The sequence below is a fragment of the Armatimonadota bacterium genome (genome assembly GCA_016125185.1).
Classification (GTDB): domain Bacteria; phylum Armatimonadota; class Fimbriimonadia; order Fimbriimonadales; family Fimbriimonadaceae; genus Fimbriimonas.
Genome location: WGMG01000008.1, coordinates 29,058 through 53,870, shown reverse-complemented (window position 1 = coordinate 53,870; position 24,813 = coordinate 29,058). Strand labels below are relative to the sequence as shown.

General features: G+C 58.6%; 20 protein-coding genes and 1 pseudogene. 11 read left to right on the top strand and 10 right to left on the bottom strand.

The features are described from left to right. Positions 1-4: 4 nt before the first annotated feature. From GC165_19110 to GC165_19100, 3 genes are read left to right on the top strand one after another with little or no spacing between them, the layout of a single operon-like run. Positions 5-892, top strand: coding sequence for a DUF58 domain-containing protein (locus GC165_19110; protein MBI1334979.1), 888 nt, complete (start codon positions 5-7; stop codon positions 890-892). After that, positions 880-2,700, top strand: a complete 1,821-nt coding sequence (locus GC165_19105) for a VWA domain-containing protein (GenBank protein MBI1334978.1) — start codon at positions 880-882, stop codon at positions 2,698-2,700. The genes GC165_19110 and GC165_19105 overlap by 13 nt, the downstream gene beginning before the upstream one ends. Then, the gene (locus tag GC165_19100; GenBank protein ID MBI1334977.1) at positions 2,701-5,556 is read left to right on the top strand and encodes a VWA domain-containing protein; all 2,856 of its coding nucleotides are present in this window, start codon (positions 2,701-2,703) and stop codon (positions 5,554-5,556) included. It begins immediately after the preceding gene. Between the two features lie 120 nt (positions 5,557-5,676). On the opposite strand, the gene GC165_19095 is transcribed toward GC165_19100, so the two are convergent. The 4 genes from GC165_19095 to GC165_19080 are packed head-to-tail and all read right to left on the bottom strand — an operon-like array spanning position 5,677 to position 8,459. Then, positions 5,677-6,765, bottom strand: coding sequence for a M24 family metallopeptidase (locus tag GC165_19095; GenBank protein MBI1334976.1), 1,089 nt, complete (start codon positions 6,763-6,765; stop codon positions 5,677-5,679). Positions 6,766-6,767: 2 nt separating this feature from the next. Further along, on the bottom strand, positions 6,768-7,226 hold the full coding sequence (gene aroQ, locus GC165_19090; GenBank protein MBI1334975.1) for a type II 3-dehydroquinate dehydratase: 459 nt from the start codon (positions 7,224-7,226) through the stop codon (positions 6,768-6,770). Continuing rightward, positions 7,219-7,410, bottom strand: a complete 192-nt coding sequence (locus GC165_19085; protein ID MBI1334974.1) for a Trm112 family protein — start codon at positions 7,408-7,410, stop codon at positions 7,219-7,221. Before GC165_19085 ends, aroQ begins: the two co-directional genes overlap by 8 nt. Next, on the bottom strand, positions 7,410-8,459 hold the full coding sequence (locus GC165_19080; GenBank protein MBI1334973.1) for a glycosyltransferase: 1,050 nt from the start codon (positions 8,457-8,459) through the stop codon (positions 7,410-7,412). Before GC165_19080 ends, GC165_19085 begins: the two co-directional genes overlap by 1 nt. A gap of 77 nt (positions 8,460-8,536) precedes the next feature. Between GC165_19080 and GC165_19075 the strand changes: the two genes are divergently transcribed. Continuing rightward, positions 8,537-8,923, top strand: coding sequence for a hypothetical protein (locus tag GC165_19075; GenBank protein ID MBI1334972.1), 387 nt, complete (start codon positions 8,537-8,539; stop codon positions 8,921-8,923). On the opposite strand, the gene GC165_19070 is transcribed toward GC165_19075, so the two are convergent. The 4 genes and pseudogenes from GC165_19070 to GC165_19055 all read right to left on the bottom strand — a co-directional run bounded on the left by GC165_19070 (position 8,889) and on the right by GC165_19055 (position 13,258). Then, positions 8,889-9,701: an ATP-binding cassette domain-containing protein gene (locus GC165_19070; protein ID MBI1334971.1), complete on the bottom strand. Its 813-nt coding sequence runs from the start codon at positions 9,699-9,701 to the stop codon at positions 8,889-8,891. The genes GC165_19075 and GC165_19070 overlap by 35 nt on opposite strands. Next, positions 9,646-11,421, bottom strand: coding sequence for an ATP-binding cassette domain-containing protein (locus GC165_19065; protein MBI1334970.1), 1,776 nt, complete (start codon positions 11,419-11,421; stop codon positions 9,646-9,648). The genes GC165_19070 and GC165_19065 overlap by 56 nt, the downstream gene beginning before the upstream one ends. Continuing rightward, a complete protein-coding gene (asnS, locus tag GC165_19060) occupies positions 11,421-12,812 on the bottom strand; it encodes an asparagine--tRNA ligase (GenBank protein ID MBI1334969.1) in 1,392 nt (463 codons plus the stop codon). The genes GC165_19065 and asnS overlap by 1 nt, the downstream gene beginning before the upstream one ends. A gap of 347 nt (positions 12,813-13,159) precedes the next feature. Next, a pseudogene (locus GC165_19055) lies at positions 13,160-13,258 on the bottom strand (EF-hand domain-containing protein). Between the two features lie 461 nt (positions 13,259-13,719). Here GC165_19055 and GC165_19050 point away from each other — a divergent pair. Both GC165_19050 and GC165_19045 read left to right on the top strand, forming a co-directional pair. Further along, a complete protein-coding gene (locus GC165_19050) occupies positions 13,720-15,336 on the top strand; it encodes a CTP synthase (protein MBI1334968.1) in 1,617 nt (538 codons plus the stop codon). A gap of 35 nt (positions 15,337-15,371) precedes the next feature. Continuing rightward, on the top strand, positions 15,372-16,070 hold the full coding sequence (locus tag GC165_19045) for a hypothetical protein (GenBank protein MBI1334967.1): 699 nt from the start codon (positions 15,372-15,374) through the stop codon (positions 16,068-16,070). 63 nt (positions 16,071-16,133) lie between these two features. Here GC165_19045 and GC165_19040 read toward each other — a convergent pair whose 3' ends face one another. Further along, entirely contained in the window at positions 16,134-17,024 is an 891-nt protein-coding gene (locus GC165_19040; protein MBI1334966.1) for a prepilin-type N-terminal cleavage/methylation domain-containing protein, read from the bottom strand. A 387-nt stretch (positions 17,025-17,411) separates the two neighbouring features. Here GC165_19040 and GC165_19035 point away from each other — a divergent pair, with 387 nt between their 5' ends. The 5 genes from GC165_19035 to GC165_19015 all read left to right on the top strand — a co-directional run bounded on the left by GC165_19035 (position 17,412) and on the right by GC165_19015 (position 23,611). Further along, positions 17,412-17,690 (top strand): hypothetical protein, encoded by a 279-nt coding sequence (locus tag GC165_19035; GenBank protein MBI1334965.1) that lies wholly within the window; start codon positions 17,412-17,414, stop codon positions 17,688-17,690. After that, complete coding sequence (locus tag GC165_19030) at positions 17,687-19,648, top strand: cation acetate symporter (GenBank protein ID MBI1334964.1); 1,962 nt, start codon at positions 17,687-17,689, stop codon at positions 19,646-19,648. Before GC165_19035 ends, GC165_19030 begins: the two co-directional genes overlap by 4 nt. A gap of 91 nt (positions 19,649-19,739) precedes the next feature. Next, positions 19,740-21,323 (top strand): hypothetical protein, encoded by a 1,584-nt coding sequence (locus tag GC165_19025; GenBank protein ID MBI1334963.1) that lies wholly within the window; start codon positions 19,740-19,742, stop codon positions 21,321-21,323. Between the two features lie 215 nt (positions 21,324-21,538). Continuing rightward, complete coding sequence (locus GC165_19020; GenBank protein ID MBI1334962.1) at positions 21,539-22,915, top strand: hypothetical protein; 1,377 nt, start codon at positions 21,539-21,541, stop codon at positions 22,913-22,915. 21 nt (positions 22,916-22,936) lie between these two features. Next, positions 22,937-23,611 (top strand): hypothetical protein, encoded by a 675-nt coding sequence (locus GC165_19015; GenBank protein ID MBI1334961.1) that lies wholly within the window; start codon positions 22,937-22,939, stop codon positions 23,609-23,611. Between the two features lie 22 nt (positions 23,612-23,633). On the opposite strand, the gene GC165_19010 is transcribed toward GC165_19015, so the two are convergent. After that, entirely contained in the window at positions 23,634-24,665 is a 1,032-nt protein-coding gene (locus GC165_19010) for a hypothetical protein (protein ID MBI1334960.1), read from the bottom strand. Positions 24,666-24,813 lie beyond the last annotated feature (148 nt).

Here is a 24,813-nt window from a genome sequence, read left to right as displayed (position 1 = left end):
GCCGATGTCTACGGAAACGTCGGGACTGCTGGAATCTCGCGAATTGCGCGCCCTCGAAACCCTGCGGCTGAGGCCGAGCCGGGTGTATCGCGGCGCGTCCAAAGGCGAGCGAATCAGCAAGCAGAAAGGCGTTTCCATCGAGTTTGCCGACTTCCGCAACTACTCGGAAGGCGACGACCTTCGCCACCTCGACTGGAACGTCCTCGCCCGCCTCGATACGCCCGTCATGCGGACGTATCAGGACGAGGAAGACCTCATCGTGTACCTCTGCCTCGATGGTTCGCCGAGCATGCACTTTGGCGAACCATCCAAGTTCGCCCTCGCCCAAAAGTATGCGATGGCATTCGGCTACGTGGGCCTCATTGGCGGCGATGGCGTTCGTCTGAAAGTCATCGGAGCCAAACAGCCGCCCTCCGCCATCCTGCGCGGACGATCGTCCGCCTTCCGGCTGATGGACGGCATTCAGCGCGCCGCTGGTGAACTGAACCAGGAAACCCTCAACGACAGTCTCCGCTCCATCCTCCGGTCCAATCTTCGCAATGGCATCCTCATCCTCGCCAGCGACGGCCTCGATCCCGAGCTTCCCGCCACCATCCGCGCCCTCGGCGGCCGTGGTTTCGAGGTTTGGTTCGCCCAAATCCTCAGCGACGCCGAAATCGACCCCGATCTCGAAGGCGACCTCCGACTCATCGACTCCGAAAACACCGGCACAACCGAAATCACGATCAACCGCGACACTCTGCTCCAATACCGAAAGAGCCTGGAAGACCACATCCTCACCATTGCCGACGCCGCCAAACGCACCGGCGGACGCCACGTCCTCATCCGCACCAGCGACTCGCTAGAACAGGTGATGGTGCGCAAGCTCAAGCCCGCAGGATGGTTCGAATGAGCCTCCAACTCCCCCTGCACCTCCTCTGGCTTTTGCCGCTTACCGGCATCATCGTCGCGCTCTATCTGCTCCGCATGCGCCGCCGAGACGTCCGCGTTCCCGCCACCTTTCTCTGGCCCCAGCACACCGAGGAAATCCGCGCCAATAGCCTCTTTCAAAGGCTCCGTTTCAACTGGCTGATGGTCCTCCAGCTCATCGTCGCCGCGCTGATCTGCTTCGCCTTCTCCCAGCCGCAGGTGCGGCAAGAAGGGCTCCTCGGCGAGACCACCGTCATCGTCCTCGACACCTCGGCGTCCATGCGCGCCACCGACGTCTCGCCCTCCCGCTTTGATAACGCGCTCGACCTCGTCCGCGCCGCCATCAACACCAGCAAACCGTCCGACCGCTTCGCCCTCATTGAGGCCGGAGCCGTCCCCCGTGTCGCGTTCTCGCTTAGCAACGATCCCGCCAAACAGCGCGCCGCCCTTAGCCAGATTCACGCCAGCGACGAAGAAGGCAACATGGGCGAAGCCCTTCGCCTTGCGTCGGCCCTCGTGAGTAGTCTCGATTCGGCCCGCATCCTCGTCATCTCCGACGGTTGCTTCCCCAAAGTCGAGAACTTCGCCCCCGGCAAGGCCACCGTTGTTTACAAAAGCATCGGCACCCGCCAAGAAAACCTCGCCATCACCGCCCTCGGCTCTGCCAAAACTTCGCGCGGCAATGAAATCTTTTGCGGAGTTAAGAACTTCGGCCTGAACAAGGCGGAGACGACGGTCGATATCTACGCCGACAACGTCCTCCTCCTTACCCAAAAACTGTCGATCCAGTCGCTCAAGTCGGCTGGCGTCACCTGCGTCGCCCCTGCATCGGCCCATATGCTCCACGCCAAAATCGATGCAAAGGACCTCCTCCTCGCCGATAACGAGCTGTACGCCGCCGCCGACCCCAACGCCGCCATCAGCACCCTGCTCATCACCAAAGGCAACCCATTCCTTGAGCGCGCTCTTCTGCTTGATCCCCGCGTCAGCCTCGCCAAGGACGAAACCCTACCGGTCTCCGAAAAAGGGCCGGTCTCCAAGTACGACCTCATCATCTTCGATGGCGTCAAACCCGAACCCTGCTCCAGCCGCGCCGTGCTTTCCTTTGGAGCAACCTCGGAAGCCAGCGGTGCCACCGCAAATGGAACTCTCGATTCCCCTCGCCTAACCGACATCGCCGATTCGCCCATCACAAAGGACGTCAACTTCCGCTCCACTTACATCGAACGCGGCGTCAAGCTGAAACCGTACCAGGGCGCGCGAACCGTCGTCGATTCCAACCAAGGTCCGGTGGTGGTCGTCGACGATGGCGATACCAAGAAGATCGCCGTCGCCTTCAACACCCTTGACAGCGATTTCCCCCTCCAAGTCGGCTTCCCCATCTTCATTGCCAACATCCTCGACTTCGTGGCCAAGCAGGCCGACTCTACCGACATCGTTACCCGCGTCGGCGCGACCTTCGCCTTCCGGGCCCAAGGCGATGTCCAGATTTCCGGCCCCAACGGCTTCTCCCAGTCCGTCGCCGCCAAAGACGGCCAGGCGATCTGGCGGACCATTCCCTTCGCGGGCACCTACACCGCCAACGTCGACGGCAAAAAGAAGAACGTGTACGCCAACCTGCGAAGCGACACCGAAAGCGACATCGCCACCAAGCCCGACCTCGTCCTCGGTGGCGGCAAGGTCAAGGCGATTCAGACCCCTTTCCGCCTCCAAGACTACTGGCGCATCTTCGTCATGATCGGCCTGGGATTCCTGGCCTTCGAGTGGTGGCTGTACGCGAGGAAGAGCTAAATGAGGTTCACCAATCCCGCCTACCTGCTCCTCCTCATTCCGATTTTCGTCGGCCTCTATTGGTCGTATTTCCAGGTTCAGGGGATGGCCAAGCGGCGCAAAATCCGCGCCTTCATCCTGCGCGGCCTCATCTGCTCCCTGCTGATCCTCGCCCTCTCCGGCCCCGAAATCTATCGTCCCAACAAGGGCACGTGCACCGTGTTCCTCGTCGACCGGAGCGATTCGATCCGCGATAAGGACCGCGTCAAGCAGGAAGAGTTCATCGATGAGGCGATGTCCAAGATGCCCGATGGCGACGAGGCTGCCATCGTCGTTTTCGGCGGGACCGCCGCCATCGAATCCTCGCCTGGTGGTCGCCGCACGGTCCGAAAAATCGAATCCCGCGTCGATGGCTCGACTTCCGACCTCGCCGGGGCGGTTCGCCTCGCCTCTGCCGTCTTCCCCGAGGGCAAAGCTAAGCGCATCGTCCTCCTTTCCGACGGAAACGAGACCCAAGGCGACCTCCGAGGCGCGGCCCAAGTCGCCGCCCTCGACAACATCAGCATCGACACCATCGCCCTCGGCCAAGTCGATGGTTCGACCGAAGCCCTTATCTCGTCGGTCGAGATGCCCGACTCCGGCCGCGAGGGCCAACCCTTCGACATTAAAGTCGATATCGACTCGCACGGCATCAAATCTGGCAAAGTCCGCCTCGACCGCGAAGGCGTCGTGGTCGCCGAAAAGGTCGTGGACCTCCACGATGGCCGCAACACCATCATCTTCCCCCAGACCATCAAGTCCGTCGGCCTCCAGCGCTACCGGGCCACGCTCGAAGCCAACAACGACACCGACCCCCGCAATAACCTTGGAGCAGGCTTCATCAACGTCCGAGGCCGCCCCAAGATTCTCATCGCTCAGGACAATACCACCGACCAGGCCCTCGCAACCGCACTCCAGCACCAAAGCATCGCCGTCGATCTCGTCGGCCCCAGCAACCTACCCACCCGGCCCGAGCAATACCAAGCCTACGACTCAATCATCCTCAACGACATCAACGCCGCCAACGTCCCCGACAGCATCCGAAACGCCATCGTGACCGCCAGTAAGGACAGCGGCATCGGCCTCGCCATGGTCGGTGGCGAGAACTCCTTCCTGCCCGGCGGCTGGTACGGAACCAACGTCACCGATGCCCTGCCCGTTGACCTCAACATCCGCCAAAAGAAGTCCCTGGCCGCCGCATCCGTGCTGATCATCGCGGACTGTTCCGGCAGTATGGGCGCGATCGAGGACGGCCAGCCCAAAGTTCGACTCGCCTCCCGCGCGGCGGAAGAAACCATCAAAATGCTCGGTCCGATGGACCGCGTGGGCGTGGCCGGTAGTAGCGACGGAATCGACATGGTCGTGCCGATGCAGTCGGCCGAGAACAAAGAAGCCGCGATCGATGGCGCGCGCAAGCTCGCTGTCAACGGCGGCGGCATCTATATCCGCCCCAGCATCAACAAGGCGTTCGAAGTGCTCTCAAAGGAGCCGTCCAAAACCCGCCACTTCGTCCTCCTCGCCGACGGCGCGGACTCTACCGACTGGGACACGGTTTACGACACCGCCATCACGATGCGAGCGCTGAAGATCACCACGTCGGTCGTCGCCATTGGCGACGGTGAAGACGTTCCCGCCCTCAAAAAACTCGCCGCCATCGGTGGAGGTCGCTTCTACCTCGCCCTCAAGGCCTCTCAGCTTCCCGCCATCTTCACTCAGGACACCGCCGTCATGAGCCGAAGCGCCATCGAGGAAGGCGCGTTCGTTCCCAAGATCACCCAGATGGACGAAGCTATCCAGGGCGTCTTTGACGCCGGTTCGCCTCCTCTCCTCGCCTATTGCTTAACCGAATCGAAGCCGCTTTCCAAGGTCCTGATGAAGACCAAAAAGGACGATCCGCTCCTGATGACCGGGCGAAACGGCCTCGCCTCGACCTTCGCTTTCACGAGCGATGCTAAGTCCAAATGGGCCAGCCGCTGGGTTCCTTGGGACGGCTTCGGAACCTTTTGGTCCCAACTTGTCCGCTCCATCGGCCGCCAAGCCACCCGCAACAATTATCAGATCGAAGTGAAGCAGGATGCAGGCAAAGCCAAGGTCGTGGTCACCGGTCGCGACCCCAACGGCAATCCGCTCAACGCCCCTGAAACGCCGATTCGCATCGGCTCCCCCGACGGCTCCAGCAAAGAGCTGATCCTGAACCAAACCGGCCCCGGCGTCTACGAATCCGAGTTCGATACCAACGGCGTGGGAAGCTATGTCATCACAGTGGTCGAGGACGATGGCAAAGGCGGGCACCGCGTCCAAACCGCCGGTGCGTCGGTCTCCTACCCCGCCGAATATCGCATCCTCAAGCCGAATACGCCGCTCCTCGCCGAGGCTTCCGCCGAGACGAAGGGCCGCGCCGTCAAGGACCCATCCGAAATCTTCCGCCCTGTCGAACTCCAAGGCAAATCGCTCTCGGAGCTCTGGCCCACGCTCCTCCTTCTCGCGATCCTAGTCCTGCCGTTCGACATCGCCACCCGGCGCGTCGTGGTGCCGCTTCGCGAACTCCTCGCCACCGGACGCAAGAAGGCAAAGGCCAAAAAGGCGGTCGAAGACCTCCCGATAGCTGGCCTCAAGCGAGCCAAGAAGCAGGTTCAGCAACAGACCAAAACGACGATCCAACGCCCACAGTCGTCTCACGGCGAAATCTTCCAAGACCTTCGCCCAACCGCCAAATCCGAGCCTACGCCCGAACCGGTGAAGAAGCCCGAACCACCTAAAGCGGAGACCGGAAGCGGAAGCACCGCCGGTGCCCTACTCGCCAAAAAGCGCAACCGCTCCAACGAAGACGACAATTAGTTGCCAAAGGGCTGAAGGCCCGTTTCAACTGAGCCCAGCCCAAAGGGCTGGGGCAAAGCCATGATCGTAAAAGGTCCGGGGCGTCCTCGGACGCCCCGGTCGTTACGACCGCCAAAACGACTAGCTCAGTTCGAGCATGTCTTTCGTCGAGTGGTTGAAGATCTCGATGCCGGTCTCAGTGATGAGCACGTCGTCCTCGATTCGACAGCCGCCGAAGCCCTCGAAATAGATGCCCGGCTCGACCGTCCAAATCTGCCCCGGCTCCAGCACCGTCTTGCTTCCGACGCCCAGTCGACCGGTATCGTGAACCAAAATCCCGAGGCCGTGGCCCAAGCCGTGGCCAAAGTTCTCGGCCCAGCCCATCTCACCAAAGACTTCGCGAGCCTTCGCATCCACGTCTCCCGCCACCACGCCCGGCTTCATCATGTCCAAGCAAGCGAGTTGAGCCCGAAGCACCGTCCCGTAGATGTCCCGAGTTCGGTCGCTAGCCTTGCCGACCACCACCGTTCGCGTCATGTCGGCGCAGTATCCAGCGATCTTCGCGCCAAAGTCGAACGTGACCAGGTCGCCTTCGGCCAACGGCTTCTCCGTCGCCTTACCGTGCGGTCGAGCGCTGTTCGCGCCGCTCACGATGATCGGATCGAACGCGCAGGTCGCCCCATTTCGGCGGAAGAAGAACTCAAGCTCAAGCTGAATTTCGAATTCGGAAACTCCAACCTGAACCAGTCGCTTGATGTGGTCGAAACACTTGTCTGTCAGTGCGCACGCCGCCTTGATCTTCTCCACCTCGGCCGGAGACTTGATCATGCGCAGGTTCTCGATGAGGTCGCCCGCTGGAACCCATTCGACTCCCGAAATCTTCTCCTGGTAGGTCAGGTACTGTGCGTAAGTCACGTAAGGAGACTCGAATCCGAGCTTCTGAATGCCCATCTCCTCCAAGTTTTCGGCGAGCACGCCCATCCCGGTCTTCGGTGACGAGAAGCTCACAACCGGCATGTTGGTCACCTGCTCTTGAGCCTGCACCGTGTATCGGCTGTCGGTGATGAATCGCGCCTCGGTCGGGGTCAGCACCACGTAGCCGAAGGACCCGGTAAAGCCCGTCAGCCAAAACAGGTTGGTGGTACTGCTGACGAGGATGGCGTCGAATTCGGCTTCCGCCATCGCGTCGCGGAGTCGATCGATTTGGGGTTTTTGGAGGAGCGTATTCATGTTTAGACCACTTCGGTTTTCAAATTAAGCAGGGCGCGCAAGGCCATGAGATAGCCGAAACCGCCGAAGCCAACGATTTGGCCAACGGTGACGGGAGAAATGACGCTGTGGCGTCGGAATTCCTCTCGCGCGTGAACGTTCGAGAGGTGAACTTCGATGATCGGCAACCGCACCGACGCCAATGCGTCGCGCAGGGCGATCGAATAGTGGGTCAGTCCGCCAGGGTTGATGACGATGCCATCCGCCCAGCGCCGATGTTCCTGGATCGTGTCGATGAGGATGCCTTCCGAGTTGGACTGCAGAATCCGAACCTCGATCCCGAGGTTCTCCGCTTCAGCCTTGATGTCGTCGTCGATCTCATCGAGCGGCTTTTTCCCGTAAACGTCCGGCTCGCGAAAGCCGGTCATGTTGAGATTCGGTCCGTGGAGGATGAGGACTTTATGGTTTTTTTGTTCACTCATGCGGCAACAACTCTTTCATCTTCTCAGCCGGAATCTCGTTTTCGGGCAGAAGTTGCGGTATTCCATCGATGATGGGAAACCCTACGCCGGTCTTCGTGCAGATCAAGTAATCGTACGACCGCACCAGCTTCGGGCGTTCCGGATCGTTGGGGTTCGCCAGAAATTCCAAGAACTGATCGTCCATTACTTCACCACCTCGCGGTAGACCTCGTAGTGAGCCTGAGCCGACCGTGACCACGTAAATTCGGCCTCGCGCTCGGTCCCTCTCATGCTGAGTTCGCTGAGTTTACTTGGATCGTTCAACAACTTTCTCACTGCCTTCGCCCATGTCGCCGTATCGTAGTCCGGCATTACGAATCCGGCCGTCCCCGCCACCTCCGGCATTGCTCCGCCCGGTCCACACACCACCGGCGTTCCGCACCGCATCGCTTCCACAATCGGAATCCCAAACCCCTCGTGCAAGCTGGGCGCAAGGTACAGCGCCGCACCGGTGTAGAGGGCGGATAATACGTCGGTATCCACGTATCCGGTCGCGCGCACATGGTTAGCCGCCAACTCGCCGCCCTGCTTCCCCGTCACCACCAACTGGCACCCGGCTTCGCGCGTCGCATCCACGGCCAGCTTCATATTCTTTCTCGCCCAGTTCGTGCCCACCGTGAACACGTAAGGACCGGTAATCCCATGCGAATCCAAGACCCGCGATACCTGCTCCGGCGACGCCCTTTGAATCCAGGGTGGGCATGCATTAGTGGCCACTCTGGTTTTCACTTTCGCCTTAGGGAAGAATCGAAGAATCTCCGATTTCGAGGTCTCGCTCACCGTTACAATCCGCTTTGCTTTCCTCGACGCAAGCTCGACACCCATCTTTAAGAGTGTCTGGTCCTGGACCGAAAACCACGCCGGTTCGATCATGAATGAGACGTCGTGAACCGTGGAGATGCCGTTCTTCGCCAATGGACTCAGCGCGTACTGTACATGAAGGAGATTCGCCCCAACCTTGCGAGCCGCTAGCGGCAGAGTCACCATGCTCCACCATTGTTCCGTCTTGGCCGGAACATTCAACCACGAAATGTTTTCCAGCCAAGGAACGCCCAAGGGCTTTGATCGGTTGGAAATACATATCAGTTCCACTTCCGGGTAGAGCTGGGTGAAGGCTTCGAGAAAGCAAGTCCAGTAGGTGCTATCGCCCGTGCTGGTCCCCGCAATTAGGCGGGCGTCGATCGCAACCTTCACCGAGATTTCTCACCTGGTCTGGAAATTGCACACATTGATATCAAATACAATAGCTTATACATAGAGGAATCATCACCATGAAGAAGAAGAAACCACCGGTGCTGCTCGCGAGTGTGCTTGTGTTCGCGGGTCTCGGCCTTGTCATCTACAGCCAAAAATGGGGCTTCTACAACAAGTCGATGGAGGAGCAGCAGCAGATCATGCAGCAGGAAGCCATGGACGCAGCCAAGGCCCACCAGAAACCTGAGGAGCAAGCCTCCAACGTTGACGTCTCGAAAGAAGTGGAGGAAGCGCAGAACCGAGCGAAGCAAGCTGGGGGCGCATCAGCCGCAGACTCCCAAAAGCCGACCGACGAAATGCACGCTCTCTCGAAGGTCCCAACTGTCGTCATGCCGGACAGAACTCAGCACAAGCCCGTACCCAACCCGGCTAGCCCGCATAGTCAGTGGTACGACGGACAATAGGCACCAGATAGCCTGACTCCGTAGGCTCGAAGCCGACCGACAAGGTTGCTTCGAGCTTTTCTTTTGTCAAGCTGGATGCGTGCGAAGCCACGCCATTCTGGAAGAGCAGAAAGCGACTGCCAATCTGCCCGGCATGAAACACGTCGTGCAGAGAAACCACGATCGATTTCCCCTCCCGCTTCAGCTTCTCCAACAGCCCCAAAAAGGCGAGTTGATGTTCCAAATCCAGGTGAGTCGTAGGCTCGTCCATCAGAATCAGCGGCGTGTCTTGGGCCAGCGCCCTTGCGACCCTCACCCGTTGCCGTTCGCCTCCGCTCAATTCCAAAACCGTGCGATCCGCCAAATCCTCGGCATCCACCATTGCCAGCGCCTCAGCGACCTTTTGGCGGTCTTCTGCCGAAAGCGACAGGCCCGAATGGTGCGCCAATCGCCCCAGTGACACATACTCTGTCACCGACCAGGCAAACTCCAAATGCTCCTCCTGGGAGAGCCACGCCGCCTCCTTTTCCAGTTTCACTTCGGCTTGGGGACGACCGCCAAACAAAACCTGCCCGCTCATCGGCTTCAGAAGCCCACCCAGCGTGCGCAGGTAGGTCGATTTTCCCGCCCCGTTCTTGCCGATCAGCACCAACACCTCGCCGGTCGCTAACTCCAAATCGTCACATCGGGCGATGAGGTGCCCGGCGATGCCGACCTCCAATCCCTGCGTGGCCAGCACAGGATCAGCCAAGCGAATCCTCCAAGACGCCCGCGCTGAACAGTCGGAACAACGCCGCATACTCGCCGTCGTGATCCACCAATTCGCGGTGCGAACCAATCTCGACCACCTCGCCCTTCTTCAGCAGGAGAATCCTCGTCGCCCGCGCTGCCGTCGTCAAACGGTGGGCGATGAACAGCGTGGTGCGCGTCTCCATCACTTCTTGCAGGGCTTCGGTGACCGCCTGCTCCGAAGCGGCGTCGAGAGCGCTCGTCGCCTCGTCCAGCAACAGAATCGAAGGCTCCCGGATCAAAGCCCGCGCGATCGCCACGCGTTGCATCTGACCGCCGCTGAGCTTGACGCCGCGCTCGCCCAGCACCGGTAGGTTTCGCTCGCGAAACTCGGCCGTAAAGTTCTCGGCGTGCGCCATCCGAAGCGCCTTTCCGATTTGCTCCTCCGTCGCGTCTGGCGCGCCGAGACGCAGGTTGTCGTCGATGCTCCCCGCAAACAAAAACGTCTGTTGCGGCACCACACCGACCTGGTTCCTCAGCCATGCGACGTCGAGGTCACGCAGATTCACGCCATCGACAAAGATGTCACCGCTGCTTGGCTCATAAAATCGCAGCAGCAAATCGGCGATAGTACTCTTTCCCGCCCCGCTCGGCCCCACCAGCGCGAGCGACGTTCCCGGCTCGATGGTGAAGCTGACGTTACGCAACGCCGGAGTGCCGTCGGGATACGCAAACGAAACGTTGCGGAATTCGATTTCACCCTTCACCGTCTTCAACTGCAAACTGCCCGAATGCTCGGGCGGCTCGGGAACTTCCAAGATTTCGCCGTAGATTCGGTCCGCCGCAGCTTGCACCGCCGAATAGGTGTTCGACAGCCCCGAAATGCCGCGAAAGCCCTGGTTGATGTTGTCGAGCGCGATCGCCAACACCACCATCTTGCTAACCCGAAGGTCGCCATGCAAAGCCAACCAACCACCAATCAGAAAAGCGAGAATCAAACCGACCGCGCCCAACAACTCGACCAATGGCTTCAGTTTCGCCACCAACTTCGCAGTCTTCAGTTGGCTGACCAAGCTCCGCTGGGTCAGCCCGGCGTATTGCTTGTCCATCTGGGCCTCGGCTCCAAACGCCTTCACGACGCGAACGCCCTGCAACGTCTCCTGCGTGACCGCCCCGACATCAGCCAGATCGACCTGAACCTCGGCCTGGGCTTTGCGCATCCGCTTAGCGTTTTGGTTGACGATGACTCCCAAAACCGGAATCATCAGAAACGTCACGACCGCCATCTCCCATTGCATGTAAACGATGTACGCCAGGGAGACCGTGGCCTTGATCGGCGCTTCCACGGAGTCGCGCAGAATCTGCACCGCCGACTGAAATACGTTCACGTCGTTGGTGAGAATGCTCTGCACCGCCCCGGACCGCTTCTCGTTGAAGTACGTCACCGGTAGCCGCAAAAGCTTGGACATTAGCTTTCTGCGCAAGTCGGTCGTCAACTTGGCGACGGCATGGGCCAAGTAATAAGTTTGGAACCGGACGAAGATATACCGGAGCAAGAAGATCGCCACCAATATTCCGCAGTACTTCGCGAGATGATCGAACTCTGCGGCAGCGTGCGACTTGTGGAGCGCATCGATAGAATCAACCGCGTGCTGCGTAAAATCCAGCGTCCAACCGTACAGACCCGCCGCCAGCGCTGAGCAGCCGACCCCGATCAGAATCGACCGCTTTTGCCCCAACAGCTCTCGCTTGATGCGAGGGTCGAAGCGGAAGCGGCTTTCGGATGCCATTAAAATTCGGCGTTGCCGGGAACGCGGTAATAAGGAATTACGTCTCGGATGTTTTTCATTCCCGTTACGTACATGACCAATCGTTCGAACCCTAACCCAAAGCCAGCGTGTGGCACGCTACCGAACTTTCGCAGGTCGAGGTACCACCAATAGGCTTCCATCGGTAGGCCCTGCTCTTGGATTCTTCTTTCCAGTACGTCCAGCCGCTCCTCGCGTTGCGATCCGCCGATGATTTCTCCGATTCGCGGTGCCAAAACGTCCATCGCCCGAACCGTCTTCTCATCGTCGTTCAGCCTCATATAGAAGGCCTTGATCTCCTTCGGATAGTCCGTAAGGATCACCGGACGGCCAACCTTTGTCTCCGTCAGCCATCGTTCATGCTCGCTCTGCAGGTCGGTTCCCCACGACACCGGATACTCAAAATTCTCGCCCGAGTTTTCCAGCACCTTGATCGCCTCGGTGTAGGTCATCCGCTCGAAGCCGCTCTCCGCTACATGGTTCAGGGTCTTCAGCAGTTCCGGCTCGATGCGCTGGTTAAAGAACTCCAGGTCACCCGCACACCTGTCGAGTGTGTGCTGGATCGTGTACTTCAGGAACTCCTCCGCCAGGTTCATGTCGCCTTCCAGCGAGCAGAACGCCATCTCCGGCTCAATCATCCAGAACTCGGCGAGGTGCCGACTGGTCGAAGAATTCTCGGCCCGGAACGTCGGCCCGAACGTGTAAACATTGGTCAGGCCCAAAGCCAGTGTTTCTGCCTCCAACTGACCACTAACCGTTAGGTAGGCCGGTTTGCCAAAAAAGTCTTCCGCCGGGTCCTTCTTCGTGACCACATAACCCTTTTCGTCGTGCTCCACGCTCGTCGTGACCTGGAACATCGCGCCCGCGCCCTCCGCGTCGCTGGCGGTGATGATCGGCGTGTGAATATAGTGGAATCCGCGCTCGTCGAAGAACTGATGCACCGCCTGAGCAAGTTGGTTCCGAACTCGAAAGACTGCGCCGAACGTATTGCCTCGCACCCGCAGGTGAGCGATCTCCCGCAGAAACTCCATCGTCGCCCCCTTCTTTTGGAGTGGGTACGTCATCGGGTCGGCCGGACCGAAGATTTCCAGACCTGTCGCCTTCAACTCGACCGCCTGTCCCGCCGCCGGAGATTCCACAATCTCGCCGTCGAACCGCACGCATGCGCCGGTCGTCACATGCTTGAGCGTTTCGGCGTCGATCACGCCCTCCTCGACCACGATCTGAAGGTCTTTGAAACACGAGCCGTCGCTCAGTTGGACGAACGAAATTCCCTTGCTATCGCGGCGGGTTTTCACCCAGCCATAGGCGCTGGCCTGCACCCCCGGGGCAAGCTGGAAAAGGTCCTTGATGTACTGGCGTCGGTAATCCATCGAAATTGAACTACAAGGATACCGAAATGCCTATCCCGTTCACCCAAATGTCGTATGATGTTCTGACCTATGTCTGACCTGTTTCACAACCTAACCGACAAGCTCGGGATCACCAAGGAAACCATCACCGATCAAGCCGAGAATTTGCTCAACCAAAACCGCGACCGAATCCCGGATTCAATTGAAGGTCAGATCGAACAGGCAATCCATGGCGACATGGTTGGCGGCCTCCTCGAGAAGATCGGAATCGGAGGAAGTCATGAGGAAGCTGCGGCGACCGAAGAAGCGACTGATGAGCAAGAGACGGAGGAGTCTGACGACGACAACTCGGAGGACGAGGACACCGAAGAAACTGACGAAGCTTCAGATGACTCCGACGATGAAGAGGAATCGGACGACGATGAGTCGGATGACGACGAAGAATCCGACGATTCTGACGACTCAAAGTAAGTCGGTCTTGTTCGACAAAACGCCCCATCGACGATGGGGCGTTTTGTTTTTACTCGACCATCGATATGTCGGTCCAGCAGTGACTGGTTGAGCACAAACATACTTCTGTGGACTGGGTCCGCCAAATAGGTGCCACAAAGATACTTCTCCGGATAGGGTCCACCAGAAGGGTGCCAAGCTCACGTAGCGAAGCGGAGACCCCAACTCCCAACTGAAATAGACTCGCTATCTGCTCTCCCAATCCAGAATCCTCCTCAATCGAAGCTATCCCTTAGAAAAGGGATCGGTGAGCAAGGTACGAGCGAACCGAGGGATTGACGACGGCCCCCGTCGCCCCCAAAAATATGGGCATTTCTTCGATTTGCCGACAACGCCCCACCCGCTGGTCGTATACTTCTAAAAACCCCACACTTTTCGGCGCAGCGCGGCGTCTTTGTGTCTTGAGGGAGTTGGGATCATGGCGACAAAGTACATTTTCGTAACCGGCGGCGTTGTAAGTGGAATCGGAAAAGGAGTCGCAACCGCCAGCCTCGGAAGACTCCTCCGCAACCGCGGCTTCACCGTCGCTCCCATCAAGCTCGATCCCTACATCAACGTCGATGCCGGCACGATGAACCCCTACCAGCACGGTGAGGTTTTCGTCACCGAAGATGGCGCCGAAACCGACCTCGATCTTGGCCATTACGAGCGATTTATGGACGTCAACTGCTCCAAAGGCAGCTCCATCACCACCGGAAAAATTTACCGCAACGTCATCGAAGCCGAACGTCGAGGCGACTATCTCGGTGGCACCGTCCAGGTCATCCCCCACGTCACCAACGAGATCAAGCGACTCGCCAAGCACGTTGCTTTGGAACAAGAAGCGGATGTGGTCATCGCCGAGATCGGCGGCACCGTCGGTGACATCGAATCGCTTCCCTTCCTCGAAGCCATCCGCCAAATGCGCACCGACCTTGGCTACGAGAACACGATGTACGTCCACGTGACGCTCGTTCCCACCGTCGGTCCCTGGCACGAAGTCAAGACCAAGCCGACCCAGCACAGCGTTTACAAACTCCGCGAAATCGGCATCTCGCCCGATGTCCTCATCTGCCGTTGTGAGGTTCCGATGTCCGAAGAGGTCATCGACAAGATCAGCCTCTTCTGCGGCGTCCCCACCGAAGCGGTCATCCAGTCGCAGAACGTGGACACCATTTACGAAGTCCCCCTCCTGTACGAAGAGAAGGGCCTAGGCGACTTCGTCTCGAAGCGCCTCGGGCTCGAACAGCGCAAGGGCCAGATGCAGGAATGGGAACAACTCGTCGACGCCCTCAAACACCCGGTCAGCGAAGTCACCATCGCCGTCGTGGGCAAATACACGTCCAACGGCGACGCCTATAAATCAATCGCCGAAGCCCTCATCCACGCCGGCATCCCGCATAAGGCGTCGGTCAGCATCCGCTGGATCGAGAGCGACGAGCTTGAAAAGGCCGGAGCCCCCGCCGAAGTCCTCAAGGGCATTGACGGCTTGGTGGTCGCCCCTGGATTCGGAAGCCGAGGCATCGAAGGCAAGATCGAGGCGATCAAGATCGCCCGCGAACAAGGAATTCCCTTCCTCGGCATCTGCCTGGGGCTTCAAATGGCCGTCATCGAGTATTCGCGCAACGTCTGTGGCCTCGAAGGCGCAAACTCCGAAGAAATGACCGATTCCGCCTCGTATCCAGTCATCCACCTGCTACCCGAGCAGAAGGGCGTCAAGGACAAGGGCGCGACTATGCGGCTCGGCTCCTACCCGTGCAACCTGGTCAACAACACGCTCGCCCACAACCTTTACAACGCGACCCGCATCACCGAACGCCACCGCCACCGATTCGAGGTCAACAACGATTTCCGCGAAAAGCTCCAACAGCACGGAATGGTCATCTCGGGCGTCTCGCCCGACTACCGACTGGTCGAAATGGTGGAGGTTCCCGCTCACCCGTTCTTCATCGCGACCCAAGCCCACCCCGAACTGAAGAGCCGTCCAAATCGACCGCATCCTCTGTTCGCTGGTCTAGTAGGCGCAGCAGTGAAGTCGAAAGCAGTCGTTAGCTAATTTGCGTTCAGAGAAACCCCTGATATAATGCCCTTATGTGGCGGCAAGTGGGGCGCACTCTACGCATAGGTTTCGACTCTGTTCCTGTTCGGCTTGGACTTCTTTCCGTGTTGATCGTCGCTGTCCTTTTCGTTTACTCGAAGCGCTCGCATCCGGCCCCGGTCGCAAAGGCTGTCCAACCTACGCCAACATCCCCAACCGAACAGCCTGAGGTGGTCTCGTCGGAATTTCCAACCGTTGCCTGCCGCGATCAGAAAATAAGTTTTCATTTCGATCATTCGGCTGTAAAAGCCGTCAAGCTACTCACCTCGACTGCCCCCGATCTCCAGATCGCCTCGCTCCACCTTAAGAGCAAATCAGCGCAGGTCGAGTTTGGCCAAAGCCACCCAAACGAGATCGCCTTGCTCCGTGTGGAATCCGATACGGGTTCTCATGATCTTGCCTTTCAATCCACCCCATCGGGTTGGAAGGAGACCGTGGCTCCCAGTGAAATCAGAATCAGTGAGCCGTTTCAGCACCAATGTTCAGACATTGGTGCCGACTGGTTATCCAAGGCAAATCGTCTAAAAATAGAGTCCTCCCGCCCAGCCCAATTGGCAACTCAATTCGAGGAGCATGGTTCGACCCAAATTGGATTCACCAAATTGACAAGCCGCCACCTTGATCCCACCATTGTATCGGTCCGCAACTCGTCACAAGACCTTGTGTACTGGATGGTAGTTGTTGGAGCTTAGTCGCCCACACTCCAAGGCATTTAAGCTGAGAAGGTCGAACCTTCTCAGCTCTTCTTCAATTAACTAAGGCGAAACCGCAGTGGCCGGTTTACTGACTTTGAACAGCCAATAGTCGTTCGACCGAATTCGATAGTAATCCATCAACTTCGCATGGCCATCCGAAAACGCGTAATTCTGCCCCGACGTATGGCTCCCGCCACCCGGTCCATGCGTGTTCGTGCAGGTCGGCGGCAGTTCGTCCGATGGACTTACGGGCGGATACTTCCTTCCCGGAATCTCTTGAACGTCGCAACCCATGAACACCGAACCATACGGACAACCGATCCACGAATCGTCAGAGTTCGACGAATCCAGCCAGTCCTCGACCAGAATGATCGAACTGGACGGCTCGTCGAACGACGTCGTGCTGCGCGAGGTGATGTTGTAGCTATCCGGGTATGGGTCGAATCCGCTGTGGATTCCAATCCCCGTATTCGTGTCCCGCGCCCCGCTTTGCACCGTGTCTAAGTTCCCAACGATCGAGTAAGACCGCTTGAACTTGCGGCTGTAGTAGTTGCCGTCCCAGAACGAACTCTGCCCCATCCAGTTCGGAAACGCACCTGGATCGGTCGGACAATGGAAGATCTGGGTGTTCTTGATGTACGGCATAATCGCCATGTCGTACGGCATGTAAGGGTCGCCACCGCTATTAATCGGCGAGGTAATCGGCAAAAGCGTCGGATACATGTCCGACTCATCGCTGGTGTAAAGCATCATGCTCACGCCGACCTGGTGCATATTGCTCAGGCAAGCGCTCTGCTTGGCCGCCGCCTTCGCCTGGGCAAAGACCGGAAACAGAATGGCCGCCAAAATGGCGATGATCGCAATAACCACCAAAAGCTCGATGAGGGTAAAAGCTTGTAAAACTCGTTTCATCTTCATAACAGAATCCTGATAAATTCTTATGCCCTTCATAGGCACGAGCAAAGATATACGACGACACCATCAACCGAGCGTCAACAAGACTGCGAGACGACGAAGACACTCAATAGCCCGCCTTCCCGAAAGCTCAAAGCGGCGTATGTGCGATTTTTCTGCTGTTCCCCAAAAAGTGCCGACTGGTGTGGCCAGACCCAGGAGGGGTCGCAGATATTAGCCACCTTGGAAAGAACCGCAATAGCATGAGTCCGAGGAGTCCCGATCATCGGGACGACCCGGGCTAAGCCCTGCCGTAGGCTTGTCCGCAGGAGGGCGATTATCGCCGACACAACTCTAGAACAAAATGCGCCAAACCCACCACCTCAGATTTTTCGTTAAATCTAAACTTCCCACTTCGACCCCGAACCGCTATAATTCCCCTGAATGGATCAGCAGAAGGCTTCTGAACTTTCGAAGAAGATGATGAAGAAGCAGCTCCGACTCAGTCTGTCGGTCGCTTGTGTCTTTGTTCTCGTCCTCGTCGGGCTACCGCTCGTTAACCTCTACCTCCCCGACTTGGCCAAGACCAACATAGCCGGATTCTCGCTAACCTGGCTGATCCTCGGCGTTCTCTTCTACCCGCTCACCTGGGCGCTCTCCACGTGGTTCGTCAAAGGTTCCGAAGGCATCGAACACGAAATCATCCGCGAGGAGACGAAATGATCGAGCTGATTTTCGTGATCCTGGTCACCGCTGCCACCATCGGCCTTGGCATCTGGGCCACCAAGAAGAGCCAATCCGTCGCCGACTTCTTCGTCGCCGGTCGAAGCGTCAACGTCTTCTGGAACGCCAGCGCCATCTCTGGCGAATACCTCTCCGCCGCCTCGTTCATGGGCATCGCCGGCCTCATCATGAAGTTCGGCTACGATGCGCTTTGGTACCCCGTTGGGTACGCCGCCGGATACCTCTTTCTGCTTCTCTTTATCGCCGGACCGCTCCGCCGCTTCGGCGCCTACACCATTCCCGACTTCGCCGAGGGGCGATTTCACAGCCCCGCCTTCCGCAAGGTCGCCGTCCTCTTCGTACTCTTCATCGGCTTCTTCTACACGATGCCGCAGATGAAAGCCGCCGGGCTCACCATGCAGACCATCATGGGGTGGCCGTACTATGTCGGCATTATTGTCGTGGGTGGCGTCATCACCTTCAATGTTGCCCTCGGCGGTATGAAGGGCATCACCATCGTTCAGGCAATGCAGTACTGGGTGAAGCTTTTCGCCATCGCCCTTCCATGCTTCGTTGTCATGTCCGTCGTCGGCTTCTACAATCAGCCCGTCTCCAAAGCCCTCGCAGAGCCGAAAGCGACGCCGCTTGTGAAAGGTGACGCCATCAAGATCAAAGGCAAAGAAGCCGCGCCAAACAACGCGATCGCTCTCAGCACTGCGGCCCCCACCATGATCGCCATCGAGAAGGACACCGTCCTCGCCTCGATCTCCGTCAATCCCAAGCCGAAAGAGGGCGCAACCTTCGATGCCTCCGGGGCCATCAAACCCATTGGTGCCGTTCTCGATATCTCCACCAAGAGCAAAAGCTTAGCCGTCCCCAAGGACACTCTGCTCCAGGTCACGCCGTTCGATGTGACCGATAAAGACGGAAAAGTCACCAAAGCCTCCCTCAAAATCGAATTCGAAAAGCCTTCCGAAATTCGCTTCTCGGGCACGAATGCAATGGAGGGTGGCCTCGCTGACACGCCCAACGCACCGACCAATGCCAAGTGGGTTAACCCGTTCGGACCGCTCACCTCCAAGCACGGCTTCCCGCTCCTCTACACCTACTCGCTGATCATCGCGCTGGTGTGCGGAACCGCCGGCCTTCCCCACATCCTCGTCCGGTTCTACACCAACCCCGACGGCCGCGCCGCCAAGCGCACTACCCTCTGGGTCATGGTCCTGCTTGGAATCTTCTACATCTTCACACCGATGTGGGGCGCTTTGGGCCGCGCCGCCCTGCCGTCGCTCTACGTCACTGGCGCAACCGATAGCGCCATCATCAAGCTCCCGAACCAGATCGGCAATGACCTCTTCGGCCACATCCTCAGCGGAATCACCTCTGCGGGTGCGTTCGCGGCGTTCATGTCCACCTTCAGCGGGCTCCTCGTCTCGATGTCTAGCGCCTTCGCTCACGACATCTACGGCAAGATGATTCGCCCCGACTCAAACGCCCACCAACGCAAGAACGCGTTCAAATTCGCCGCCATTGGCGTGGGCCTTGTCTCCATGGTTCTCGGCCTCCTCGTCCAAAGCTTCGACATCGCCATGATGGTCGGTTGGGCGTTCGCCATTGCGGCGGCGTCCTACTTCCCGCTCCTCCTGCTCGGCTCGTGGTGGCGAGGACTCACGGCCAAAGGCGCGGCCACCGGCATGCTGATCGGCGGACTCGCGTCCCTCGCCGCCATCGTCATGGTTATGCTTCTCGACAAAAAGGTCGTCTCGATGGACGTCTCCGAACTCACCCGCTCACTCCTGGAACAACCCGCAATTTGGGGCGTCCCCCTCTCGCTCATCCTCATGGTAGTCGTGAGCAAGATGTCCTCAAACCAGGTCCCCCACGATGTCGACTGGATGATGCTCCGCCTCCACGCGCCCGAAGAACTCGGCCACTCTGAGGACTACATCAAGCACTAACCTAGACCCCGACGAGCACCAACCAGAATCGGTTGTACAATAGTTACGTGGGCGGCACGCCATGTAAATGGCGTTGCCCGAGTTGGCTTTTATGAAGTTGGCCGCTAGTTCTTTAGCGCGAATGCTCTGCTTCGTGCTATTCATCCTGACCGTTGTTTCATGCGGCGGCTCAGCAACCGTAGACGTTTCCCCGCAGTTGACCATCGATTGGCCCAGCCTCACGCGTGGATTTGAAGCGCCAACCTACGCCGGATCAGCGGTGATCACAATCCAGTCGGACGACCCAAATGTCTCGCCGGTAACTTGGACCGTCGATCGACCCGCACGCACCAATGCTCAATCGGTGACCACCACCAGCCCCTCTCCGTTCCACTCGACCACCGCTCGTCTCAACATCGACTTCAAGTCGGACGCTGGTGGTCAAGGACCTATCGTGGCGTCCGCCACTCTTGATGTAAAGATCACGTCCGATGGCACCCTCCTCAACTTACAGGGAGGCTCGATTGGAACCATCGGCTACGCCACTACGCTCGATAGCTTGTACAACACCACGCCCGACTTTTCCGTCGGCGACACGCAGACGATTTCCGTTGTCGGTCTCTCGAAGTACGGAGAAGTAGCTCTGCCCCAGCAGTTGATCGATACGTCGATTTCGAGCGGCGGCCAATATGCAACGCTCGACCACAATCAGCTTCATGGCGTAAAGGCTGGACTAGTGACCGTCCAAAGCGTCTTCGAAGGCATCACCATCACTAGGTCTATTGAGGTCAAGCCGCTCACCATCAACGTCCCACACTATCATTTCCCGGTTGCCCAGATCGCTTATGATTCCCTCCACAATACGGTCTGGGGCACCGATCCCACCAATAAGACGATCGTCGATATCAACCTCGCGAGCGGTCAAATGGGAACCCCGATTTCCCTAAGCGACACTCCGACCGACATCGCCATTTCGGCCGACGGCACCACCGCCTACGTGATGCTTGCAAACTCCCCAAGCTTGCCGATGATCGACACCTCCACGCGATCGATCAGTCACATGATCGACCTTTCTGCCGTCGGCTCGGATCCGCGAGCCATCTTCATTTCCGTCAATCCGGTGCATGCAAACGAGGTCGCAGTCTGCGCTCATCAAGCGCCCGACCACATCTTCGGGGTTGGCCCCGTGGTTTACCGCGATGGAATCGAGGTTGGGACGCCAAGTGGCACATCGACCATTGCCCGCTACACTTCGGAAACCGAGTTGGTGGGCACAACCATCGGTCTGTCAAGCGGCCCCATGAGTCGATTCCAAGTTTCGTCCAATTCGGTTGATGCGGTTCAGGGGAAAGACACGGGACAGTTCTTCGTTGGAACATTGAATGTCTCAGGCTCTCGAGTTCTCTACTCGGATGGACGCGTCTTTTCCGCCACCGATCTCAGCGATGCCGGTGTGTACGGCGCTGGTTTCAGAATCCCCACAACCGACCTAACGACCAATAATTTGTGGTCCGTGGGTACCGGTTCGGCACCCCACCTGATCGTCTGCATCGATGCCAATACCCTGAAGTGGGTCGACTATCAGACCATGCCCAACAACGCCGAAATTCAAGGAATGGTCCGCACCGATGCGACCGGATTAGCCATCCTCGCCGACGGCGACCTGTATGTCCTCTCCACCGCCCCTGGCTTGTAACGGGAATACGACGACTCGGCATGTGGGCATCACGAAGTTCCCGCCATAGGGAAATGTCTACGATTCCGAGAGGCGAAGCAGAATCGGAAAGCGAAGTGAATCGGGACAGCCCACCAACAGCAAAAAGGCCCAGAACGTAACCCCTCACGATAGCCAAACTCGGCCCACTGACGCACGAAACATCCCGCCTCAATCATACGTTGAAGCCTCTGACGGTGGGAAAACGGCTAGCAGACCTAGGCATCGCGCTACTGGCGGCAATGGCCACCGGAACCTTGCTCTGCCTCGCCCTTCCCCTCGGCGAGCAATCCTACCTCGCCTGGATCATGCTCATCCCCCTCCTTCTCGCCACCCGCGAGAAGGGTCTGCTCGTCGGCTTCCTATCCGGTCTCGCTGCCATTTTCTGGTGCGCGTCCCTCGCCAACACCGGCGTATTCTATCCCTTCAAACACGATGCCCCTGCCGCCTGGACCTACACCGCCTGCGGCATCTTCGCCGCCTCCTTTTCGCTCTTCTTTGGTATCTACGCCGAGGGCAAAAACCACGAGCGGCCGGTCATCTGGCTCGGGTGCCTCGCCGTGGTCCTCGAGTCGCTCTTGCTCTTCCAGATTCCCGCCCACCTGGCCCTCACCCAATACCGAAATTGGCTCATGATGCTAATCGCCAGCATCGGCGGAGTCTGGCTCATGAGCTTCCTCGTGTGGAGCGCCAACATCTACCTCTCGCGCGAGATCAAGAAGCGGCTCCCCATCGCCGTCGCCATCGTCGCCGCCAGTTTCGTCACCTCGAAAATGCACCCCTTCGGCCATGAAGCCGCCACCGGGCTCACGGTCGGAGCCGCCCAAATCACCGACGGCCTCGACCACGAACTCGTCGCCGCCCACCTCGACGCGAGCCAAGCCAAACCCGCGTTCGTCGTCTGGCCAGAATTCGCCGGAATGCTCTTCGTCTTCGGCGACGACACCTCCAAGCTCAAGCAGATCTCAACCAAAGGCGCACCGCTCATCACCAGCTTTCGCGACACCGCCCAGCCCCTGCCGCACAACGTCGCCGCCATGTTCTTCCATGGTCAAGAATCCAACCGCTACGAGAAGAGGAAGCTCTTCGGAAGCGAGACCAAGATGCACGCGCCCGGCAACAAGCCCGTTGAGGTTCCGCTCGTTGGGCTACCCGGCCAAGTCGCCCTCAACATCTGCTACGATTCCTGCTTCCCCACCATTATTCGCGAGTCGGCCAACCAGCCCGAGGTCCGCGTCGTCGCCCTGCCCACCATCGATCCCGACTCCGCCCACTACTTCATGGCCGCCATGCACGCCGCCTACACCCCGATCCGCGCCGCCGAATCCGGCATCGCCATCGTCCGCGCGGACGGCAACTTCGGATCGATGATCGTTGACGAGCGCGGCGGCATCGTAAAGGAAATGAGCGACAAACAAGGACCAATGACGGCAACGGTCAAAGGAAAGCGCATCTGGACTCTGGATCGCACCCTCGGAGACTGGTTCCTCTACCTCAGTATCCTGTTCACCCCTTTTCACGTCGTGGCTGGCATCCAAAGGAGGCGCCAGCGAACCGAGCCACAAATCACCTAAACTAAAACTTCCGTCCACGTCATGAACAACCTCGTCCGCCTCACTTCCTTCGCCGTGCTTGTCTGCACCCTCGCCGCCTGTGGCGGCGGCGGTTCGGCGTTCGTTTCGGCCCGGACGGTCATCGCGTGGCCCGCCCAGACTCGCGAGTTCTCGGCTCCCGCCTATGCCGGGTCGGCGACGTTCACATTCACCTCCGACTTCAGTCTCACGCCCGTTGTCTGGACCCTCGATCGGCCTGCAACGACGGACGCCCAAACCATCGTCTACGCGGGTGGCTCCGTACCAATCGGTTCGGCTGGCCTACTAGAGGTCGTTTTCAAATCCGGCCCGAGCGGTACCGGTGCGACCGTCGCCACTGCCGCCGTCAATGTGTACATCGACATCGATGGAACCATCCAAAACAGCGATGGCGGGGCGTTGGGCACCATCGCATATAACAAGACTCTGACCGGTCTGCAGGTCGATGCACCCGACGTCGTTGTTGGAGATACCGTGCCTGTCGTTGTCACCGGAGTCACGCCCGACGGAATCGTTGCCTTGCCTCAGGGACTCATCGACCTGACGGTGACGAGCGGATCGTCGTTTGTCACCGTCAGCAATAACGAGGAAACCGGCGTCGCCGCCGGAGCCGCAACCATCCAGGCATCCTACGAAGGCTTTACTGCCTCCGATGGCCTCACCGTCTCCGGTAGCTAACGCACTCGCACGAAGGCGAAGCCTACCTAACCTTCCCTTCTTTCACCCAAAGCTCGTACGTGGCAAACGCCCGCAACGCCGACGCCTGAATGATCAGCTTCGCCAAAGGCGTCGTATTGGACGACCACCGCTTCGGATAAAAACCATCGTCCTGCTTGAGCGACATCAGCTTCGTGATGCAGCTCGTCGCATCGAACTGACTGGGGTCGAGGTTCTCAAACAGCAGGTGCGAGAACTGAAGCTCGTCGTCGATCGAACCGTCCTCCTTCACCCAGTGGTCGATACACGCCTTCTGCAGGGCGTCCAGGTCAGTCTTGTACCGCGGATCGCCGGTCTCCTCAAACAATCCTCGCGCAGAGCGAAGCATCAAAGCCGAGTTATACGACCACTTGGTCCGGCCAAGTTTGCCATCCAGTCGCTTGTTATCGAAGTACAAACCATCCTTCGGGTCGCGCAGGGTCTTCTTCGTCCAGGCATAGATCGCCTTTGCCTTCTCCAAAAGGTCTGGCTCCCGCGTTTCGCGATACACCGCCAGGCACGCCGCCGCCGCCGGTCCGTTCGAGCACGTGTTCTTCGACTCCTTTTCCTTCTCTCGCCAATAGATTCCCCCGCCAAGTTTGTCGTCCCCGCCGCTCAGCACAAACTTCAAACTGTCCTCGGCCCGATCCAGCCATCGCTTATCGTGCGTGATCTGGTAGCTTTCGACCAGCGACATCACCATCCAGGCGTTGTCATCATAGTAGCGGTCGTTGGGATACGGCGGGCCCGGCAACACGTCGAATCCTCCAACTGGACCAGTCGGATTCCAATATGTGTCCGCCTTCTCCAAAGTCTTCTTCAGCTTGTCGACATTCGATTCATCGAGCTTGGCCAGCGCATTTTGCGAGGACAAAATGATTCCGAGGGTCCAGTCGAAGGCCTTGTCGTTCTTATCCAGCTCCTCTTTGTAGTAGCCGGTCTTCGGATAGAAGTAGGATGCTTCGATTCGAGCGGCCAAGTCAGCCGAATTATTGAGGGTTGCTTGCGCTGCAAGAGATAGCGCCATGAAAATCATTGTCCTCCTGCCCGAAATCCGACCAAGTCGGACGGCATCTCAGTTAGGACGTTTTTCGGACATTCAAAGGTCATCAAATTCAAAAATTTTCTCCAATCACAATGTGGGGCCGGTCCGACTCACGCCGGCCGGCCCCTTCGCAGAGGTT

Bases quoted from the DNA above. Each gene is read 5' to 3' on its own strand.
- GC165_19050 (MBI1334968.1), top strand. From the start codon at position 13,720: ATGGCGACAAAGTACATTTTCGTAACCGGCGGCGTTGTAAGTGGAATC.
- GC165_19030 (MBI1334964.1), top strand. From the start codon at position 17,687: ATGATCGAGCTGATTTTCGTGATCCTGGTCACCGCTGCCACCATCGGC.
- GC165_19035 (MBI1334965.1), top strand. From the start codon at position 17,412: ATGGATCAGCAGAAGGCTTCTGAACTTTCGAAGAAGATGATGAAGAAG.
- GC165_19040 (MBI1334966.1), bottom strand. From the start codon at position 17,024: ATGAAGGGCATAAGAATTTATCAGGATTCTGTTATGAAGATGAAACGA.
- GC165_19075 (MBI1334972.1), top strand. From the start codon at position 8,537: ATGAAGAAGAAGAAACCACCGGTGCTGCTCGCGAGTGTGCTTGTGTTC.
- GC165_19025 (MBI1334963.1), top strand. From the start codon at position 19,740: ATGAAGTTGGCCGCTAGTTCTTTAGCGCGAATGCTCTGCTTCGTGCTA.
- GC165_19015 (MBI1334961.1), top strand. From the start codon at position 22,937: ATGAACAACCTCGTCCGCCTCACTTCCTTCGCCGTGCTTGTCTGCACC.
- GC165_19065 (MBI1334970.1), bottom strand. From the start codon at position 11,421: ATGGCATCCGAAAGCCGCTTCCGCTTCGACCCTCGCATCAAGCGAGAG.
- GC165_19095 (MBI1334976.1), bottom strand. From the start codon at position 6,765: ATGAATACGCTCCTCCAAAAACCCCAAATCGATCGACTCCGCGACGCG.
- GC165_19010 (MBI1334960.1), bottom strand. From the start codon at position 24,665: ATGATTTTCATGGCGCTATCTCTTGCAGCGCAAGCAACCCTCAATAAT.
- GC165_19045 (MBI1334967.1), top strand. From the start codon at position 15,372: ATGTGGCGGCAAGTGGGGCGCACTCTACGCATAGGTTTCGACTCTGTT.
- GC165_19100 (MBI1334977.1), top strand. From the start codon at position 2,701: ATGAGGTTCACCAATCCCGCCTACCTGCTCCTCCTCATTCCGATTTTC.
- GC165_19105 (MBI1334978.1), top strand. From the start codon at position 880: ATGGTTCGAATGAGCCTCCAACTCCCCCTGCACCTCCTCTGGCTTTTG.
- GC165_19070 (MBI1334971.1), bottom strand. From the start codon at position 9,701: ATGCGGCGTTGTTCCGACTGTTCAGCGCGGGCGTCTTGGAGGATTCGC.
- GC165_19085 (MBI1334974.1), bottom strand. From the start codon at position 7,410: ATGGACGATCAGTTCTTGGAATTTCTGGCGAACCCCAACGATCCGGAA.
- asnS (MBI1334969.1), bottom strand. From the start codon at position 12,812: ATGGATTACCGACGCCAGTACATCAAGGACCTTTTCCAGCTTGCCCCG.
- aroQ (MBI1334975.1), bottom strand. From the start codon at position 7,226: ATGAGTGAACAAAAAAACCATAAAGTCCTCATCCTCCACGGACCGAAT.
- GC165_19110 (MBI1334979.1), top strand. From the start codon at position 5: ATGTCTACGGAAACGTCGGGACTGCTGGAATCTCGCGAATTGCGCGCC.